Here is a 17,541-nt window from a genome sequence, read left to right as displayed (position 1 = left end):
AACGAGGAGTGTAACTTTATTGGATAATGTTGACAAGTGGTTTTTTCATGCACAAATTAATGTCCGAAAGGTACATTTTTAGTTTGCCATAACCAGGGGGATTCTTTCTGCCTTTGGATTAGCATTTTACACCATCCAGCCGATCGAACTATTAAAACGCTGGGGCTCAACCATTGTAGTAGGGTGGGGAATGATCGTCGGTGGGCTTGTATTCAGTTTTGTTCACCCACCTTGGCAATTTGAAGGGGAATGGTATTTCTCTACGAATTTTGCATTTCTATTTATCGTACTATGTGGAACGGTTCTATCATTTTATAGTTATTTAGAAAGTTTAAAATATTTATCTGCTTCTGAAACGAGTCTTCTTGCATGTGCTGAACCGCTTTCTGCTGCCTTTACAGCCGTCGTATTTTTAGGCGTTTCATTTGGATGGATTGATTGGGTAGGGACGCTCCTAATTTTATGCACAATCTTTATTTTATCCAAGAAAAAAGCAACACCTTCATGAAGTTACTCTTCATTATGGTGTTGCTTTTTATATTTCTTATTCATTTTCTCAAGCGTTTCGAGCTTTGTTTTCGTTACACGTTGATGCGTACTAAAGTCTACTTTTCCCCTTGAATTTGCAACGTCTTTTCCTTGTTGCTTTTGTAATTTTAATCTTTTTTTCTTTGCATCCGATCTACTCATCAATTTTCACCTCAAGTAAAATAATAACCGAATTTCTTTAGAAAGGGGAGGAGATCAAAGAAAAACCTCGAGTTAACGATAACTCGAGGTTGAAACCTTTTATTAGTGAGAAACGTCTTGTACAGAGATACCAGTTTGAGCTTTAACTTCAACTTCACGGTATTTCGCAGCGTCCTCTTGTTTAGAAAGCATTGTACCTAACCAACCACCGATGAATCCAAGTGGAACTGAGATTAATGCTGGGTTCGTTAAGAAGATTAATGGTTCACCAACAAAGATTGCTTTTCCTGCTTCTGGATTCCAAACGTTTGGAGAAACAGCTACAAGAATTAATGCTGAAATTAAACCAGTTAACATTGCAGCTACCGCACCATTTGTATTGAAACGTTTCCAGTAAATTGTGTAAATAATTACTGGTAAGTTTGAAGAAGCTGCAATACAGAATGCTAATGATACTAAGAATGCAACGTTTAATGTTTGTGCACCTAAAGCTAAAAGGATCGAAACTATAGAGATAATAATTGAACCTACGCGAGCAGCAATTACTTGCTCTTTTTCAGATACTACACCTTTTTTGATAATTTGGCCATAGATATCATGTGATAGGGCAGATGCACCAGAAAGTACAAGACCTGCTACTACGGCTAAGATTGTTGCAAAGGCAACGGCACAAACGAATGAGAATAAAACGTCTCCACCTAAAGCTTGTGCAAGAAGTGGGGCAGCCATGTTACCCGCTGCGTTTGCTGCAACGATTTCTTCTTTACCAACGAATGCAGCAGCACCGAAGCCTAAGAAGATTGTTAATACATAGAATAAACCTACGATCCAAGTAGCCCAAATTACAGATGAACGAGCAGTTTGAGCATCTTTTACTGTGAAGAAACGCATTAAGATATGCGGTAAACCAGCTGTACCTAATACTAATGCAATTAACATTGAAATTGTGTCAATTCCATTTGTATATTTTAATCCTGGATTTAAGTAAGCTTCACCAGCATCAGTTGCTGTTGTCATATGAGAGAACATTGTTAAAATATTGAAATCGAATTTTGCTAAAACTAAAAATGAGATAATTACTGTACCTAACATTAATAAACATGCTTTAATAATTTGTACCCAAGATGTTGCAGTCATTCCTCCGAATAATACGTAGACAGTCATCATCGTACCTACTAGAAGAACTGCGATCCAATAATCGATACCTAATAATAATTGAATAAGTGCGCCTGCTCCAACTAACTGTGCAATCATGTAGAATAATACGATTACAATTGTACTTAAAGCCGCTGTACCACGAACTTTTTTCGCATCAAAACGAGCAGAAATCATATCAGCTAATGTAAACTTACCAAGGTTACGTAATGGCTCAGCTACGATGTATAATACCACTAAATAAGCTACTAAATAACCAATCGAGAAGAAGAAGCCGTCAAATCCTACTAATGCGATTGCTCCTGCAATCCCTAGGAAAGATGCTGCTGATAAATAGTCACCAGAGATAGCTAGTCCATTTTGCCAACCTGTTAGACCACCACCTGCAGTGTAGAAATCACTTGCAGTACTAGTTTTCTTAGAAGCCCACCAAGTAATAACTAACGTCAAACCAACGATACCAACGAACATGATAATAGCTATTGGACTCATTATTTAGCACCTCTTTCGTACTCATCGATAATCGCTTTTGCATCTTTATCGTATGAATTTGCTTTACCTACGTATAGGTGTGCCATTCCCCAAGTCATAATGAACAATCCCGCTGCGTAGAACCAAACCAATGTAATATCCCCAACTACCTTTTGGTGTAGCACTTGCGTATACGATGTTAATACTGGTAATAACATGTATGCACCAAGAAAGACTACTGTCATCGCCCATAAAAACGAATTTTTCTTTTTCGCTAATTTTTTGAACGATTCCATTTCAGCGATTTTGTCATAATCAATTACTTTTTGATTATTCGCCATAAACATACCCCCCGTTTGTGTTTAATTTCCCTGCTTAATGTTTGTAAAATTCTATTTTGATAGATTTCACATTTTCATTCTATTTAATCGTTCACAAAATTGCAATAGTTTTTTATAAAATTATGTAAAAAAAATTCCTAAATTTTCGTTTTTAACGAGAAAATTTTAAACAGGTTATAGAAAAATAATGAATCAATAAGCAGGGTAGGGTGCAGAAAACCTTGATGTAGCGCCATTTTTTGATGTATTGACAAATAAAATATATGTTTTTTAAAGAGAAAAAGGTATTTTTCGATAAACTAAAAATGTTAATCATTTCCACGATTTTAATAGTAAAAATATAAGTTGAATAATAATAGTAAGTATGATTACGTGGATAGAATAGCTTTTTGAGAAAAAAAAAGAGAAATCTTATAAATAAGATTTCTCCCAATATTGTTACAACATTATATTAATGTGAAATATCTGATACCGAAACACCAGTATTTGCTTTTACGCGAATTTCTTGATAGATTTCTTGAGCTTTTTTCTGTTCAACTTTATGTTGTGTTAAAACTGTTCCTAAATAGCCTGCAATAAAGCCTAATGGAATCGTAATAATAGCAGGTACAGATAGTTTTAGTAAAGGTTCACCAACTAAAATTGCTGCACCAGGAACTGGATTCCAAACATTTGGACCCATTGCACCTAAAACTAAACAAGATACTAAACCTGTAACGATTGCCGCTACAGCACCGTTTGAATTAAACTTCTTCCAGTAGATCGTGTAAAGAATAACAGGTAAATTTGCAGACGCACCAATACAGAATGCAAAGGAAACTAAGAACGAAACATTTAAACTTTGTGCAAATAGAGCAAGAATAATAGAAACGATCGCAATCGAAATAGATCCAACACGAGCAGCAATTACTTGTTGCTTTTCTGTTAATTTTCCATCATTTAAAATTTCTCCATAAATATCATGAGAAATCGCTGAAGCTCCTGTTAATACTAATCCTGATACTACCGCTAAAATCGTTGCAAAGGCAACCGCAGCAATAAATGATAATAAAATGTTACCACCTAAAAACTCAGCTAAAAGTGGGGCAGCAGTGTTACCTGCAGCATTTTCTAATTTAATCGCATCAATTCCTACAAAGTGCATTGCACCGAAACCTAAGAAAATTGTTAATGAGAAGAAAATGGCAGTAATCCAAGTTGTCCAAGAAATAGAAGAACGTGCTGTTTTTGCATCTTTTACCGTAAAGAAGCGCATTAGAATATGCGGTAAACCAGATGTACCTAATACTAACGCCATCATCATAGAAACAGAGTCAATAGATGATGAATATTTCATACCTGGAACTAAGAATTGATCACCATGGTCACTTGAAATCGTGTCAAACATTTTTATTAAACTAAAATCAAATTTTGAAAATACTAAGAAAGCAAGAAGGGTAGTACCAAATAGTAAAAGTCCAGCTTTAATAATTTGAACCCACGATGTAGCAGTCATTCCACCGAATAATACATACGTAGTCATCATTACACCTACGATTAAAACCGCTAACCAGTAATCAATACCAAATAATAATTTAATAAGTGCGCCTGCTCCAACTAATTGAGCAATCATATAAAGAATAACAATAATAATTGTTCCAGTGGCAGCAACTCCACGAATACGTTTTTCATTAAAACGAGCTGTTAACATATCTGCAAGTGTATAACGGCCAAGATTTCTCATTGGCTCTGCAATTACATATAGAAGAACTAAATTTGCAACAACATAACCAACAGAGAAGAAGAATCCATCAAACCCTGTTAATGCGATCGCACCGGAAACCCCTAAAAATGCAGCAGCTGATAGGTAATCCCCAGCTATTGCAAACCCATTTTGCCATCCCTTAAGTCCGCCACCAGCTGTATAGAAATCACTAGCAGAAGACGTTCTTTTTGCAGCAATATACGTAACGATCAGTGTTAAACCTACAATCCCTAAAAAGAAACCAATTGTCACTAAATTCATTACTTCGCACCGCCTTTATATTCAGCAAGCACTTCAGCTGCCATTTTATCGAATTTCGGCGCCATTTTTGTGTACAGCATACATAACATGACTGTCATGACAAATAGGCAAGCTGCATATACCCAAACCCCAGTAATATTCCCGATCCACTTCTGTTGTAACACAGGTGTGAATGCAAGGATTGGTAATAGAATATATAATGTTAAAAATAATGCCGCAACCCCAAATAAGAACGTATTCTTTTTCTTCACAAACTCATTGAATGAAGTCATTTGATCGATCTTTTTGTAATCGATTTCTTCTTTTTTTGTTTTACTAACCGTTGTTTTAATAATTTTATCCCCTTGATTATTTAACGTGCTAACGTTAGCCATCACATTTCCCCCTAATGAAATATTATTCTACTTTAAACGTTATATTTCTGTTTCACCTCCTGCTGTTAGTCCATATTTTAGGGTAGAGTATTATATATTTCAATACTATTTTTTCAAAAATATCCCTTGACACCCAATGTAATGAAGTAGGGAAAAGCTTAGAATTATCAAGCTTTAAGCAGAATTTCCCTACTTGAAAGAGAATTGCAAAATTTGAAAAATGGATAATTTTAGTATAGTAATTACAAAAATTTTGCCTGAACTAGAAATAATAATTCACATTATAGAAATTATTGAAATGAGTAGATTAGAATAGCAATAACATACAAATACGAACAGTTGTTATAGAACAACAGAAAAAGATAATTTTTTGATATTATAGAATTTTTAAAAATTTTTAGCTTGACACGACAATTCTTGGGTAAAATATTAGCTTAATAGATTCATTGTTTAAATAAATGTGATTGAAGGAATAAAATGACAAGCAAAAGTAAACTGGTAATTCTGCAAATTTTAGTACGATGGTGAAAACGAGCATTTGAAAAATTGCATTCGCGGATTAGATCAATTAATAAATGATTACGGAAAAAATGTATTTTATTATTGGGGTATTTTCCAATTCCGTCTCACTATCTAGAGTATACTTATATATTGAGATTCAACTTCATATAATTTATATTATGACCACATCCCAATTTTGAAGTTAAAAAAGGAGATGTGTTTCCATCCCCTACATTTCTTTTCTATATCTCCAGCCCGCATTTTTAACGTTCATTACATCAATATATTCAATACTTGCTTCTATAACATCATTTAAATTTAATTTATTTTCTTTTGCAAACGTTCTAAGATCAGTCAGAACCGTTTCATTACATGTTGTTCGTAATTCTACACGATCTTTCGGACGAGATTTTTTATCAAACTGAATATAGTTTTCTCTTAAAATATTTTCAAATCCATTTTCAAGTAAATAACCTATATGTGTATTATTAGCTTTTGCAATTGCTTTTAAATTTTCGATCATTGCTTTGCTAATCCTCGTTTTATATTCTTTACGCGTCTCATCTATACTTTGAACAAGTTTTCCATTGATCATTTTCCACATTGTTCTATCACTCCTAATTTAACCATTGAGTTAAACGTTCTTTTTTCTTTTCGTTAAAGTTATCCTCATTACAGCACTCATAAATAATCATTGCTAAATTCGAAAGACTTTCTTTGCCTTTGACCCAAACTCTGTAAATGCATCGGCCAGATGGACTTGTTTCCGTAGTTATTTCTGTTCTAAGTATCCAATGATTAAACACATTAAACAATCCCTCTGCAAACTCCTTACTCGCCGTGGTCACATTCATGACATATCCTCTATCTTGGACCCAGCCATCCCCGTCGATCACACCCCTTATAAAAGATGACAAAAATTGATCTGGTACAGGTGGGAACTTCAATGTCAGTGATTTATTTGACGTAATCCCTATTTTCTCTAGGTCATGCTTTATTTCACGAGAATTTATTATTAGTAGAGGTGTTTTTCTTGTTTTACCAATTGGAGCTAATACATAATCTGCATCCATAAATTTTGCTATAAGCTTAAGGATTCTTTCATCCTTCTGTGCGAACGTAATGCTATGTGTTTTACTGCTTACAGTACCATCTGTAACAAACAATCCTAATACCCAAGTCATTTCATGAGTCCACACTTTAAAGAAATCTTCGTTCACTTTGTGTTTTCTTGGCTGACCCGATCCTTTTTCACGGATTGGTTTCACATTATATTTATTAAGTACATAATGTATTCCGCGATCTGTCAAACCAGTCATGCTCTTCATTTCCTTAAAAGGCGTCCCACTTTTATAAAGTTTGATGATCATTTCATCTGTCACACCTGATTTTCTCGGCATTTTGATATCACTCCTCATTAGGTAGTATCATTGTGTCGATTCAACGATGTTATTTCTATTATACAAACAAATGTTCCTATTTTCCAATTTTTTTAAAATAAAAAACGACGAACGATAGATTACCGTTCAGTCGTTTTACTTCATTATAATGCTCTGCTTCTACTACTCCTCACTTAAAAATTAATTATAAAATTCTCCATCTACGAGAATAAAATATGAGATAAAACAATCATCGTCGCTAAAGTAATCAGTATTGTATGTGTTGTACGAAGACTTTTCACCTTTTTATTTTTAAATAAAACTGTCCCAAATATCCCAGCAATAATCATTAGTACAACTCCACCGATCCCAATAATCCCTTCACCTTCCAATTCCCCTTCACTAAAATACATAACGATTCCATGACCGATACTTAGCAATAACGCAGCGATCCCAATCCATATATGGTATTTACTCAAAAATTTTGTAATCGATATATAGTTCCCTTTTGATGTTGGAAATGTAGTAATGAATGATTTGGTTAATCTTCTAAAAGGAAAAATTAATCCACTAGTACCCATTGTTATAACGGTTCCCCATCCTATCATTTTGCCAATTTCTTCAAAACGCTCATCTTCATGTTCTTCTCCGTCATGTTCCTTTTCATAATAATTATCCTTTTCTTCAAAATCATCATCCGCTACTACGGTATGACTAAAAGTATTTAGTGAAATAACGAAAAATAGTACGATGAATATAACGATCAAATTTCTCATGTAAGCACTCCATTCAGATGTATTTATTCATTAGAGTAATCACCGTTTATGAAAAATCTCTGAAAAAACTGGGAAAATTGAATAAATTTTAAAACAAAAAGCCCCTCATTCAAAAACCATATAGTTTTCGGATAAGGGGCTATAGTTAAGTTCGTTTAATTTTGCTGTTCAGACATTAATTGAGTTCTTAATTGCTGTACTACCTCTTCTGCAGCTGGAGCAGCAGGTTTATAATATCCTTTTTGAAGAGCGTAATTATATAAAGTTCGTTGGCGAGATTCGTCTTGATTTCTCAATTGAATTAATGTTTGTCTAAGTTCTGAATCATTCGTTTGGGCAATTATATGGGCATATCCAGTTAAACTGGCATTTAATCCCGCTAGATAATCATTAACCATTTCTTTATCTTGAAACATTGTAAGCCTCCTAGTTTAAATAAGATATTAAATCTTGTTGAGCTTGTTTTGCTGCTTGTGCATCTCTTTCAAGGATTGATTTTAATTCTGGATCAGTGCAACTCGCTGCATATGCTTCTAATTTTTTTGATACGTTACCATGCCCACCGATTAAACTGCGTAAATGTTCAACTTCTAATTCCGTTAAATTATGATTCATTACAAAGCCTCCTTTACTTTAATATTTCTCCCTTCTTTTAAATTTCATACTCAGACTTGAAAAACTTGATGAATAAAAGGGAACCGCACGAGCGGAAAGCGTCTACCGTAGCGGAAATCAACAGACTTCAAAAGCAAAAATGTACAATTCAAATTACAAATTGTACATTATTTTACTTTCAGGACAGCCCTACCTAGCCTGGTTTATTAACTTTTCAATTAGATCCTTTACGTTTTTTACAATATGGTCCCATCTACTTTCTATGATTTCACTTAATCCTAAGTTAAATGTAATTTCATACGCTTCTATCCCAATCAAATAACCTTGAATGTGATCTTTAAGTTGATATAACACTTGAAATAAATGCAAATTATGTAGTGAAAAGTCTAATGAATGAAATGCCGCAAGATGATCTAATGGATAAATCGTGATCTCTCCTGGTTGATTATCTGAAATAGTAGCATCTATTATAATGACGGATTTCGCATTTTCAATCTGTTGTATACAATAATCAACGTCTGACTCCCCAACGATATACTGAATATCGTATTCTGTCTCTTGTTTCATCAGTTCTTCAACAAGATAAATCCCAATCCCATCGTCCATCATTAATCGATTCCCGATTCCAAGAACAAGTATTTCTTTCATTAAAACACCTGTATCGTCTTTACTTGTTTCCCAGGACTGTAAACATGTGTAGCACAAGACATGCACGGATCAAAGGAACGTAGAATTCTACCAATCTCAACAGGTTGTTCAGGATTGACGATTGGTGTACCGATTAATGCTTCTTCCGCTACTCCTCTATAACCGTTTTCGTCTCGAGTTGAAAAATCCCATGTCGATGGCGTGATGATTTGATAGAAGGAAATTTTCTTATCCTTAATTTCTAACCAATGCCCTAATGCGCCCCTTGTCGTATCTACTAATCCTCTACCAAATGCTGATGATGGAAGTTCGTATTTTTGTTGTAATTCTACACCTGGAATAATTTGTTTAAGTAGTATTTTCATAATCTCGGCAATCTTCTTTGCTTCTAGTGCTCTTGCAATGGTACGGTCCATAGCCGAAATACGATTAGGATACGTTCCACTTAAAATGAGTCTTGCTAACGGCCCTACTTCAAAAGGAAGACCATTGTACCGTGGTGCCTTCACCCAAGAGTATGCCTTTTCTTTATCCATATCTGGTTCTGGCACCGCTTTATTTTGTTGGTCTTTGTTCGCCGGCGCCTGATAATAAGAGTAATCGATTTTTTCCTCAATATTCTTTTCATCAAACACTTCAATCCCTTTTTTCGTTAAAACTAGTGGATTCGTATAGAGTGTGCCGAGCTCTTTGTAATTGTGAAATGATCCATAAGATAATAAGTTGCCGTAACCTCCACCTAGTTGAAAATACTCCGGATAATATTTTGCAATATCGTAAACATCAGGAATCATTTTTTCGTCTATAAACAGAGCGATTTTTTGTAATAAAGAATCAATATGAACGACTTTCTCTGCTGTTGCTTTCGTCGTGATTCCACCAATAAAAACCCCATGATTATGGGGTGCTTTTCCTCCTAATACCGCTAACATTTGATGTGCTGAACGACTTATAGCTAGAGAGTCAAAATAATGTTGTGCAATCCGATCATTAATAGCTTTGGGTAGTCGAAAATCAGTATGATCCGTTTGTAAGAGCGTATTTTGATCCATTTTCACAAAATCCGGCACAGTATATTGATAAAAATGACGAATATGATTTTGCAAAAACTCGCAGGAATGAATAATGTCTCGTAAATAGCGTCCTTGCTCTAATGGTTCAATCTTAAGGGCATCTTCTAAAGCGAGTGAGGAAGCCATCGAATGTGCAGCAGAACAAATACCACATATTCGCTGGGTAAAATAAACCGCATCGAATGGACTCCTGCCAACTAACATTTGTTCAAATCCACGAAATAAATTGCCTTTTGTTTTCGCATCCACAACTCTTTTGTTTTCAATGCGAACGTCAATTTCTAAAAAGCCACTAATACGCGTTAAAGGATTGATTACTATACGTTTATTCATTTTTCACCACCCTTGTTGTGTCAAAGCTAATGAAAGGGGCCATTGCATCTGGAAATCCAAATTGTGCACATCCAATACAAGGAGTATCATCCCCAATCGGCCAATTCACATGTCCATTCCACTGCCTAGTTGGACAATCTGTTCTCGTTACTGGACCACGGCAACCAAGTTTAAATAAACACGTTTTATCGCTTAATTTTTCTGCAAAAATTCCACGATCGAAAAAAGGTCTTCTCGGACAACGATCATGAATAAGCGTACTATAAAACATTAATGGACGATTTAAGCTATCTGTCTCTGGCTCTCCATATAATAAAAGATGAGCTAATGTTCCTAAAAACCAGTCCGGATGTACAGGACAGCCTGGTAACATAATGATTTTTTTATGAGGAAGTACTTTGTTTAAGCCCACTGATTCAGATGGATTTGGTTTTGCTGCAGACACTCCACCATGGGTAGCACATGCACCAACTGCCAAAATGTGAGATGCTTTTTCACCAAGCATTTTGACTGCCTCTAGTCCTGTTAAAGGTTTCCCTTTCCAACTACCAATAATGTTATAAAGACCGTTATTCTTTAATGCCACTGCCCCTTCAACCGCTAAAATATACTCTCCTTCTAGCGCTTTCATTAATTTCTCTATCGCTTTCTCACCTTCAGCTACCATGAGCGAATTACTGTATTGAATGTCGACCATTGATTTAAACGTATATTCAAAGTCCGGATTTTGTCCGTTTAACAAAGAGATGATGTTTCCCGAACAACCATTTAACTCTAAATAAACAAGATTTTTTTTCTTAATAAGACCATTTTTAATACTCTTTATTGCATTTGTCGTGATCCTCGCTGAAATGGCTTTATTACTTAAATCTTCCGGTGGTAAAATGGGCATCGTCATGAAACTAACCTCCCCACTACTGGTAATGTGGCTAAAATCGATTGTTGCCCTGCGTGACAAGTTGCAAACTCTTGTGAATATTCTTTACCGGCAAGTAAACCAAAGTGGGTTGCCGCAGCCCATGCTCTATTATTGGTAACATCATAAACAGTACTATTCACAGCAACATATGCAGGTCTTCCATTTTTACCATCAAAGGTCGCTAATTCTCCAATGGTAAAATTGCGTCCGTTTAGTTGTGAGTTAGATTGATTTGGTATAGGTGTTATAGGTGAAATTTGAGTGGAGTTTGATGGAGAATTGTTTACTGGTATCATTCGTGAATTAACGGGGATTGGCTGGTAACAATGTAAAGCTTGATTGGCTAGTAATTCACTGATGAAATGAATCGTTGATGTTGTATCCCATAACCTTTGAAGAATTTGGGGAGCGATTGGTTGCTGGGGAACGGTAGAAAGCGTATATATATCTTGCCGTACCTGCGTAACAAGGCTGTTTAACTGCCATCTGAGCATCTCGATGTTTTGCATGGTGTCCTCCTAATTAAAGAGATTCCACACAGTTTATGCGAAAACTTTAATTTCATTAACATATTCTAGGTAAAAGTAACCCAGAAAGACGAAAAAGACGTCTTGTTGAACCTATTGGTGTTTTTAACACGACTTTTCCTACTTCCTTCTGGCATTCGATAATTTGACCAATCACTGTCGCATCCTTAGTTACGTCATAATTGTGTAGTTTTTCTAAAATCATTTCTTTTTGATTTGTATCTACAATCATTACTAGTTTTCCTTCATTTGCAAGATAGAGTGGATCAAAGCCTAAAATATCACAAGCACCTTCTACCTCTTGTCTAACAGGAATCGAACATTCATCTAACTCTATTGTACAATGATTCTCTTCACACAACTCAACAAGCGTTGTTGCCAATCCACCACGCGTAGGATCTCTCATCACACGAATCCCATCCACTTCTTCCATCAGTTCTTGTATAATATGATTTAATGAAGCACAGTCACTCTGTACATTGGTTAGTAATCCCAATTCCTCGCGAGCAGATAAAATCGCGATTCCATGGTCTCCAACCGTTCCGCTAATAATGACCGAATCGCCCACTTGGATACGTTCTGGATGTAATTGATGCTTCTCTTTTACAAATCCAATTCCTGTTGTGTTAATAAAAAGACCGTCCACACTTCCCTTTTCAACTACTTTTGTATCACCAGCTACAATTGATACACTGGCATTTTTTGCTTCTTTCGCCATACTTTCAACAATCGTTTTTAATTGTTTGATCGAAAATCCTTCTTCAATAATAAAGCCTGCAGTAATGGCTTGGGGAGTAGCACCACTTACTGCCAAATCATTCACTGTTCCGGTAATAGCGAGCTTTCCAATATCTCCACCTGGGAAAAATAAAGGTTTGACAACATAGCTATCTGTCGTGATTGCTAATTGTTTAGATTTACATTCGATCATCGCTGCATCTAATTGCGTATGGTGTTGATGTCCAAAAGCCTGTAGAAAGACATCTTTAATTAATTGATGAGTTAACTCGCCACCTTCCCCATGCGCTAAACTAATTCGCTGATCCAATTTACTCCTCCCTCATGTAATGATAATGTGCTGCACAAGTACCTTCTGTTGAGACCATACAAGGACCAATAGGACGTAACGGTGTACAGCCTTTATTAAATAACACACATTCTTCTGGTGTGATCATGCCTCGAATAATTTCACCACAACGACATTTTGTTTTTCTAGGTTCACTAAGGGATACATGAAATTTCTTTTGCGCGTCAAATTGGGCGTAGGATTCTTTTAAAATCAAACTACTTTTCGGGATCACACCGATTCCTCGCCAAGCTTCATCGTGGTAATCGAAATAGTGTTCCATCAACTTTTTGGCTACTCGATTTCCTTCATTCTTTACCATATAGGTATAATCATTGATGATATCTATCTTGTTATTTAATAATAGATGTAATAGTTTATAGATTCCTCTTAATAATTCAATGGGTTCAAAACCAGATATCACACCCGAAATAAGAAAATCCTCTGCTAAAAAGTTGTAATTATTTTTTCCCGTTACAACCGAAACATGACCCGGTAATAAAAAACCATCTATGTTAATTTCCTTTGAATTAAGTAATTCCCTTAAAACCGGTTCTACTAATTTTGTGGACATCCAAATTGAATAATTTGTTAATGCTTGCTTTTCTGCTTCTTGAACAGTAACTGCAAGAACCGGTATCGTCGTTTCAAATCCGATGCCTAGAAAAATCACTTCCTTATGTGGATTCTCTTGCGCAATTTTTATACTGTCTAGCGGGGAGTAAACAACTCTTATATCCTTACCTTCTGTTTTTGCATCCATTAAAGAAAACCTAGATCCAGGAACACGCATCATATCACCAAATGTACAAAGAATACGATTTTTATCCTTTGATAATTCAATCATCGCATCAATAGATTTTTGATCAGTTACACAAACTGGACATCCTGGACCTGCAATTAATTGGACATGGTCTTTCAAAATCGTTTTTATGCCAGATTTCGCAAAAGCCATCGTATGGGAACCGCATACTTCCATAAGAACAGGGATTCTACCGTTTTCTTTTTTATATTGCTCTGCTAGTTGAATAACGGCTTTTAATGATTGTCGTATAGTTTGTGGATCAGCTAAATGAGTTAGGTGTTCCATTCATCACATCCCTCCATTCGTCCATGCTCTCTTTTGCGAATTTTTCGTCAACAATGGTCATGGCTTGTCCTGCATGTAATAAAACATAATCATTCACTTGCACTTCTGGTACAAAAACGATCCCAACATACATGCTCGCTCCCATTACATCAACCAATGCCCTTCCCTTGTCTATTTTTAGAACTTTAGCAGGAACTCCTAAACACATCGTGACGACCCCTCTCTATCTATTATTTTCTGCAATTTTATTAGCCGCAATGATAAGTTGTCCAATGGCTAATCCACCGTCATGACATGGGATATTTTGATTTATAAAGACATTAAACTCTTCTTCCTTAAGCCTATTTTGTAGTTTGCTAGATAGATAGGTATTTTGAAAGGACCCACCCGATAGAACGATATTTCTTTCCATATGAGGGAACTTTTTGACAATGGTTAAAATCATTTGAACACAACTTTCAACAATGGTTTGATGAAAGTTATGGATGATTTCGATTAGCGGTTTATGTGCTAAGTGATCGATAATGATTTGGCGAATCATAGCGCTCAAATTAAGTTCAAATTCCATTTCGTTATTTTGAATTATTTGGAATGGATAACAAGTTGTAGGACGATCAATTAAGTCACGATTCATATAATCGGATAGCTTTATTGCAGCCTCTCCTTCATAAGTGGAAATTGTGCAAATGCCTAGAATGGCACTGACTGCATCAAATAAACGGCCACAAGTTCCTGCCATAGGAGTATTCACTTGTTTACGAATCATTTGCTCTATAACATCTAGTTCTTTTAATTTTTCAGGAAAAAGTTTAGTAGCGAATTCCTTGCCTTCTTCTTTTAAAGCGTATAGAAGCATACCAACTGCGTTTCGCCATGGTTCTTTTACAGCTTTTTCGCCACCAGGGAGCGGTGTATATCGTAAATGACCTAGCCTTCTGAACTTTTTTGCATCCCCATACAAAAATTCAAATCCCCAAATATGCCCGTCCTCACCGTAACCAGTACCATCTAAAATGATCCCTAAGCAAGGTTCAGTGAGGTTATGTTCTGCCATACACGACACATGATGAGCGTGATGATGTTGAATAAACATTGTTTGACCTTTGTGTTGTTTGGCAAGCATGGTAGTTGCATAAAAAGGATGCATATCGACTGCTATATACTTTTCGTCCACGCCGTACCATTTTTTAAATGCATCAAGTTGCTCGTTAAAATGATTCATCATTTCCTCATTCTCTAATTGTCCTATTTGTGGGCTTAAAATTATATCCTTTTGGCTCCCAATGGCAAATGCATTTTTTTGATTTCCTCCAAAAGCTATAATACGAGAAACATCGACACCCGACTCTATTGTCTCGGGAGCAAAACCCCTTGCGCGTCTAATGAATACCTTGTTTTTTCCGTCATGTAAAACAACAGAATCCTCAATCGGATGAGCGATTTCTCGATTATGAGTTAAAATATAGTCACAAAGTTCCCTTATATTCTCATGATCCGAATCATTGTAACTGATTGGAAACCCTGAAGTATTCGCACTTGTCATGACAAGATAGTCTAATTCCGTGCCTTCAAATAATAAATAATGGATAGGTGTGTAGGGCAACATGATTCCCATTGATGTTAATCCAGGGGCGATATTATGTGGCAATGTATTTTCAAATTTTCTATGCAATAAAACGATAGGGCCTGCTGAACTCGTTAACAATTCCTCTTCGGCATGTGTTACATTGCATAGCTTTTTTGCAACTTCTAATGATTTAGCCATGATTGCTAGTGGTTTTTGAGGGCGTCTTTTTCTTTTCCTTAAAAGATCGATTACTTTTTCCTGCTTGGCATCACAAACAAGATGATACCCACCTATCCCTTTAATGGTGACAATTTTTCCATGTTTTAACAACTCTTTTGCTTTAGAAATTGCATTGAGGTTATCAGCTACTAGTTCCCCTTTTGAATTAACAAGCTTCAATGTCGGTCCACAATGAAAGCAACAAACCGGTTGTGCATGATGCCTTCGATTTTGTGGATTTTCATACTCATCTTGACATGCTGGACACATCTGAAATTTAGCCATCGTCGTATATGGACGATCATATGGAAAACGTTGAATAATCGAATAACGTGGGCCACATTGTGTACAATTGATAAACGGATATTGAAAGCGACGATTTTGTGGATCCCTCAATTCTTCCAAACAGTGTTCACAAACGGCAGCATCTTGAGGTATGGTAGGAGTCGAAATCTGTTTATCAACTGAACTTTGAATGATAGTAAAATCTTGATAATTTTTAAGCATTATTTTTTGCGTCTTTATTTCTGTTATTTTAGCCAGTTTTGGAGGATTCATATTTAATTCATTTATCATTTTAGATAGTTGTTCTTCTTCACCTTCAATCATAATCGATACACTCTCAATGTTATTTTGTACGGTGCCTTTCAAATTGTACTTTTTTGAAAGGGCATAGACAAACGGACGAAAGCCAACTCCTTGTACCTTCCCCTTCACAATGATGTTTAAGGCTTGATACATGTACGATAAACATCCTTTATCCAATTAATCCACTCGTTCATTCCTTCCCCCGTTTTTGCAGATAATGTTTTTAATTGTGCTTTCGGATTAATCTGTTTTAAATCTCGGTCTGCTTCCTCCAAGTTAAACGATACATACGGTAAAAGATCAATTTTATTAATAATTGTTATATCCGTTCTTTTAAACATCACTGGATATTTTGGAATTTTATCATTCCCTTCTGGAACACTTAACACAACAACTTTATAATCTTGTCCTAAATCATAACCTGATGGACATACTAGATTACCAATGTTCTCGATAAAGAGAATATCAATTGATTCAAAGTCAAATTCAGGAATAACTTTGGCAACCATTCTTGCATCTAAATGACAACCACCTACTGTATTAATTTGAACAGTTTTGATTCCAAGGGTACGTAATCGTTCTGCATCACGGTCTGTTGCTAAGTCGCCTTCAATAACAGCGATCTTAAACTCGTCCGCTAGCCGTTTCACCGTTTCTTCCAATAAGGTTGTCTTACCTGCACCGGGCGAGCTCATTAAGTTGATCACTAAGGTTTGATTCTCTTTAAATAAATCACGATTAAAACTTGCCGCTGTGTTCAAATCTTTTAACACATCTTCTCGAAGTTCAATTTTCAATTTCATCACTTCCTTCATAAGATTCAACTTGAAATGTTTCCCCTGAAATCAGAAAGCCATTGAGTAAACCGCATTTTGGACAAAGGGCCAGGCGAAAATCGGGTTCAAATTTATGTAGACATGTTTGACATTGTGCAATTGCTTTTTCATGGATAATTTTTAATTGTGATTCTTCATCGAGGAGACCCATTTTCTTTTTACTAAAGTAGAAAAAGGCCAATTCCAATGCGTCTGGTAACACATTGGATAAATCGCCAACGATCACTTGAATTTGTTTCACTTTATAAAAACCTCTTGATTTTGCATCCTCTGACACTAGTTGAATGATTTCATGCATTAAAGACATTTCATGCATCTCATCGGCACCTTCCTATAAAGTGAAACTTCAATCCGTGGGGGTTTTCTTC

21 protein-coding genes are annotated in these 17,541 nt (G+C 35.7%); 1 reads left to right on the top strand and 20 read right to left on the bottom strand.

Translation table 11 applies throughout. The features are described 5' to 3' along the window. Positions 1 to 88 precede the first annotated feature (88 nt). On the top strand, positions 89 to 508 hold the full coding sequence (locus EK386_RS16940; RefSeq protein WP_126660362.1) for a DMT family transporter: 420 nt from the start codon (positions 89 to 91) through the stop codon (positions 506 to 508). Between the two features lie 2 nt (positions 509 to 510). On the opposite strand, the gene brfA is transcribed toward EK386_RS16940, so the two are convergent. The 20 genes from brfA to EK386_RS16840 all read right to left on the bottom strand — a co-directional run bounded on the left by brfA (position 511) and on the right by EK386_RS16840 (position 17,489). After that, complete coding sequence (gene brfA, locus EK386_RS16935) at positions 511 to 690, bottom strand: ribosome rescue factor BrfA (protein WP_126660361.1); 180 nt, start codon at positions 688 to 690, stop codon at positions 511 to 513. Positions 691 to 792: 102 nt separating this feature from the next. Next, positions 793 to 2,337, bottom strand: a complete 1,545-nt coding sequence (locus EK386_RS16930) for a solute symporter family protein (protein WP_126660360.1) — start codon at positions 2,335 to 2,337, stop codon at positions 793 to 795. Beyond that, positions 2,337 to 2,657 carry a DUF485 domain-containing protein gene (locus tag EK386_RS16925; protein WP_126660359.1) on the bottom strand — a complete coding sequence of 107 codons (321 nt, stop codon included), beginning with the start codon at positions 2,655 to 2,657 and terminating at the stop codon, positions 2,337 to 2,339. Before EK386_RS16925 ends, EK386_RS16930 begins: the two co-directional genes overlap by 1 nt. A gap of 451 nt (positions 2,658 to 3,108) precedes the next feature. After that, complete coding sequence (locus EK386_RS16920) at positions 3,109 to 4,662, bottom strand: solute symporter family protein (RefSeq protein ID WP_126660358.1); 1,554 nt, start codon at positions 4,660 to 4,662, stop codon at positions 3,109 to 3,111. Then, a complete protein-coding gene (locus EK386_RS16915) occupies positions 4,662 to 5,036 on the bottom strand; it encodes a DUF485 domain-containing protein (protein ID WP_126660357.1) in 375 nt (124 codons plus the stop codon). Before EK386_RS16915 ends, EK386_RS16920 begins: the two co-directional genes overlap by 1 nt. Before the next feature lie 730 nt (positions 5,037 to 5,766). Further along, positions 5,767 to 6,141 carry an rRNA methyltransferase gene (locus EK386_RS16910; protein WP_126660356.1) on the bottom strand — a complete coding sequence of 125 codons (375 nt, stop codon included), beginning with the start codon at positions 6,139 to 6,141 and terminating at the stop codon, positions 5,767 to 5,769. A gap of 13 nt (positions 6,142 to 6,154) precedes the next feature. Next, positions 6,155 to 6,937 (bottom strand): LAGLIDADG family homing endonuclease, encoded by a 783-nt coding sequence (locus EK386_RS16905; protein ID WP_158674459.1) that lies wholly within the window; start codon positions 6,935 to 6,937, stop codon positions 6,155 to 6,157. A gap of 200 nt (positions 6,938 to 7,137) precedes the next feature. After that, the gene (locus EK386_RS16900; protein ID WP_246027708.1) at positions 7,138 to 7,692 is read right to left on the bottom strand and encodes a hypothetical protein; all 555 of its coding nucleotides are present in this window, start codon (positions 7,690 to 7,692) and stop codon (positions 7,138 to 7,140) included. 155 nt (positions 7,693 to 7,847) lie between these two features. Then, on the bottom strand, positions 7,848 to 8,108 hold the full coding sequence (locus tag EK386_RS16895; RefSeq protein ID WP_126660354.1) for a spore coat protein: 261 nt from the start codon (positions 8,106 to 8,108) through the stop codon (positions 7,848 to 7,850). A 10-nt stretch (positions 8,109 to 8,118) separates the two neighbouring features. Beyond that, complete coding sequence (locus EK386_RS16890) at positions 8,119 to 8,307, bottom strand: hypothetical protein (RefSeq protein WP_126660353.1); 189 nt, start codon at positions 8,305 to 8,307, stop codon at positions 8,119 to 8,121. Between the two features lie 189 nt (positions 8,308 to 8,496). Further along, positions 8,497 to 8,955, bottom strand: coding sequence for a hydrogenase maturation protease (locus tag EK386_RS16885; RefSeq protein WP_126660352.1), 459 nt, complete (start codon positions 8,953 to 8,955; stop codon positions 8,497 to 8,499). Next, positions 8,955 to 10,361 (bottom strand): nickel-dependent hydrogenase large subunit, encoded by a 1,407-nt coding sequence (locus EK386_RS16880; protein ID WP_126660351.1) that lies wholly within the window; start codon positions 10,359 to 10,361, stop codon positions 8,955 to 8,957. The genes EK386_RS16885 and EK386_RS16880 overlap by 1 nt, the downstream gene beginning before the upstream one ends. After that, positions 10,354 to 11,259 (bottom strand): hydrogenase small subunit, encoded by a 906-nt coding sequence (locus EK386_RS16875; RefSeq protein WP_126660350.1) that lies wholly within the window; start codon positions 11,257 to 11,259, stop codon positions 10,354 to 10,356. The genes EK386_RS16880 and EK386_RS16875 overlap by 8 nt, the downstream gene beginning before the upstream one ends. Further along, a complete protein-coding gene (locus tag EK386_RS16870; RefSeq protein WP_126660349.1) occupies positions 11,256 to 11,789 on the bottom strand; it encodes a cytochrome b5-like heme/steroid binding domain-containing protein in 534 nt (177 codons plus the stop codon). Before EK386_RS16870 ends, EK386_RS16875 begins: the two co-directional genes overlap by 4 nt. Before the next feature lie 55 nt (positions 11,790 to 11,844). Then, positions 11,845 to 12,855 (bottom strand): hydrogenase expression/formation protein HypE, encoded by a 1,011-nt coding sequence (gene hypE / locus EK386_RS16865; protein WP_126660348.1) that lies wholly within the window; start codon positions 12,853 to 12,855, stop codon positions 11,845 to 11,847. Between the two features lies 1 nt (position 12,856). After that, the gene (hypD, locus tag EK386_RS16860) at positions 12,857 to 13,963 is read right to left on the bottom strand and encodes a hydrogenase formation protein HypD (RefSeq protein WP_126660347.1); all 1,107 of its coding nucleotides are present in this window, start codon (positions 13,961 to 13,963) and stop codon (positions 12,857 to 12,859) included. Further along, entirely contained in the window at positions 13,938 to 14,171 is a 234-nt protein-coding gene (locus EK386_RS16855; protein ID WP_126660346.1) for a HypC/HybG/HupF family hydrogenase formation chaperone, read from the bottom strand. The genes hypD and EK386_RS16855 overlap by 26 nt, the downstream gene beginning before the upstream one ends. A gap of 15 nt (positions 14,172 to 14,186) precedes the next feature. Further along, entirely contained in the window at positions 14,187 to 16,490 is a 2,304-nt protein-coding gene (gene hypF / locus EK386_RS16850; RefSeq protein ID WP_126660345.1) for a carbamoyltransferase HypF, read from the bottom strand. Continuing rightward, entirely contained in the window at positions 16,475 to 17,134 is a 660-nt protein-coding gene (hypB, locus tag EK386_RS16845) for a hydrogenase nickel incorporation protein HypB (RefSeq protein ID WP_126660344.1), read from the bottom strand. The genes hypF and hypB overlap by 16 nt, the downstream gene beginning before the upstream one ends. Next, a complete protein-coding gene (locus tag EK386_RS16840; protein ID WP_126660343.1) occupies positions 17,124 to 17,489 on the bottom strand; it encodes a hydrogenase maturation nickel metallochaperone HypA/HybF in 366 nt (121 codons plus the stop codon). Before EK386_RS16840 ends, hypB begins: the two co-directional genes overlap by 11 nt. Between the last annotated feature and the right edge of the window lie 52 nt (positions 17,490 to 17,541).

This window comes from Lysinibacillus antri, from assembly GCF_003977595.1.
In the GTDB taxonomy this organism is placed as follows: Bacteria; Bacillota; Bacilli; order Bacillales_A; family Planococcaceae; genus Ureibacillus; species Ureibacillus antri.
This window is presented reverse-complemented; position numbering and strand designations above follow the sequence as displayed.

Coding starts and splice junctions, on each gene's coding strand:
- EK386_RS16885 (WP_126660352.1), bottom strand. CDS start 8,955: ATGAAAGAAATACTTGTTCTTGGAATCGGGAATCGATTAATGATGGAC.
- EK386_RS16900 (WP_246027708.1), bottom strand. CDS start 7,692: ATGAGAAATTTGATCGTTATATTCATCGTACTATTTTTCGTTATTTCA.
- EK386_RS16895 (WP_126660354.1), bottom strand. CDS start 8,108: ATGTTTCAAGATAAAGAAATGGTTAATGATTATCTAGCGGGATTAAAT.
- EK386_RS16880 (WP_126660351.1), bottom strand. CDS start 10,361: ATGAATAAACGTATAGTAATCAATCCTTTAACGCGTATTAGTGGCTTT.
- EK386_RS16890 (WP_126660353.1), bottom strand. CDS start 8,307: ATGAATCATAATTTAACGGAATTAGAAGTTGAACATTTACGCAGTTTA.
- EK386_RS16910 (WP_126660356.1), bottom strand. CDS start 6,141: ATGTGGAAAATGATCAATGGAAAACTTGTTCAAAGTATAGATGAGACG.
- EK386_RS16930 (WP_126660360.1), bottom strand. CDS start 2,337: ATGAGTCCAATAGCTATTATCATGTTCGTTGGTATCGTTGGTTTGACG.
- EK386_RS16875 (WP_126660350.1), bottom strand. CDS start 11,259: ATGACGATGCCCATTTTACCACCGGAAGATTTAAGTAATAAAGCCATT.
- EK386_RS16905 (WP_158674459.1), bottom strand. CDS start 6,937: ATGCCGAGAAAATCAGGTGTGACAGATGAAATGATCATCAAACTTTAT.
- hypD (WP_126660347.1), bottom strand. CDS start 13,963: ATGGAACACCTAACTCATTTAGCTGATCCACAAACTATACGACAATCA.
- brfA (WP_126660361.1), bottom strand. CDS start 690: ATGAGTAGATCGGATGCAAAGAAAAAAAGATTAAAATTACAAAAGCAA.
- hypF (WP_126660345.1), bottom strand. CDS start 16,490: ATGTATCAAGCCTTAAACATCATTGTGAAGGGGAAGGTACAAGGAGTT.
- EK386_RS16870 (WP_126660349.1), bottom strand. CDS start 11,789: ATGCAAAACATCGAGATGCTCAGATGGCAGTTAAACAGCCTTGTTACG.
- EK386_RS16840 (WP_126660343.1), bottom strand. CDS start 17,489: ATGCATGAAATGTCTTTAATGCATGAAATCATTCAACTAGTGTCAGAG.
- EK386_RS16915 (WP_126660357.1), bottom strand. CDS start 5,036: ATGGCTAACGTTAGCACGTTAAATAATCAAGGGGATAAAATTATTAAA.
- EK386_RS16855 (WP_126660346.1), bottom strand. CDS start 14,171: ATGTGTTTAGGAGTTCCTGCTAAAGTTCTAAAAATAGACAAGGGAAGG.
- EK386_RS16925 (WP_126660359.1), bottom strand. CDS start 2,657: ATGGCGAATAATCAAAAAGTAATTGATTATGACAAAATCGCTGAAATG.
- EK386_RS16920 (WP_126660358.1), bottom strand. CDS start 4,662: ATGAATTTAGTGACAATTGGTTTCTTTTTAGGGATTGTAGGTTTAACA.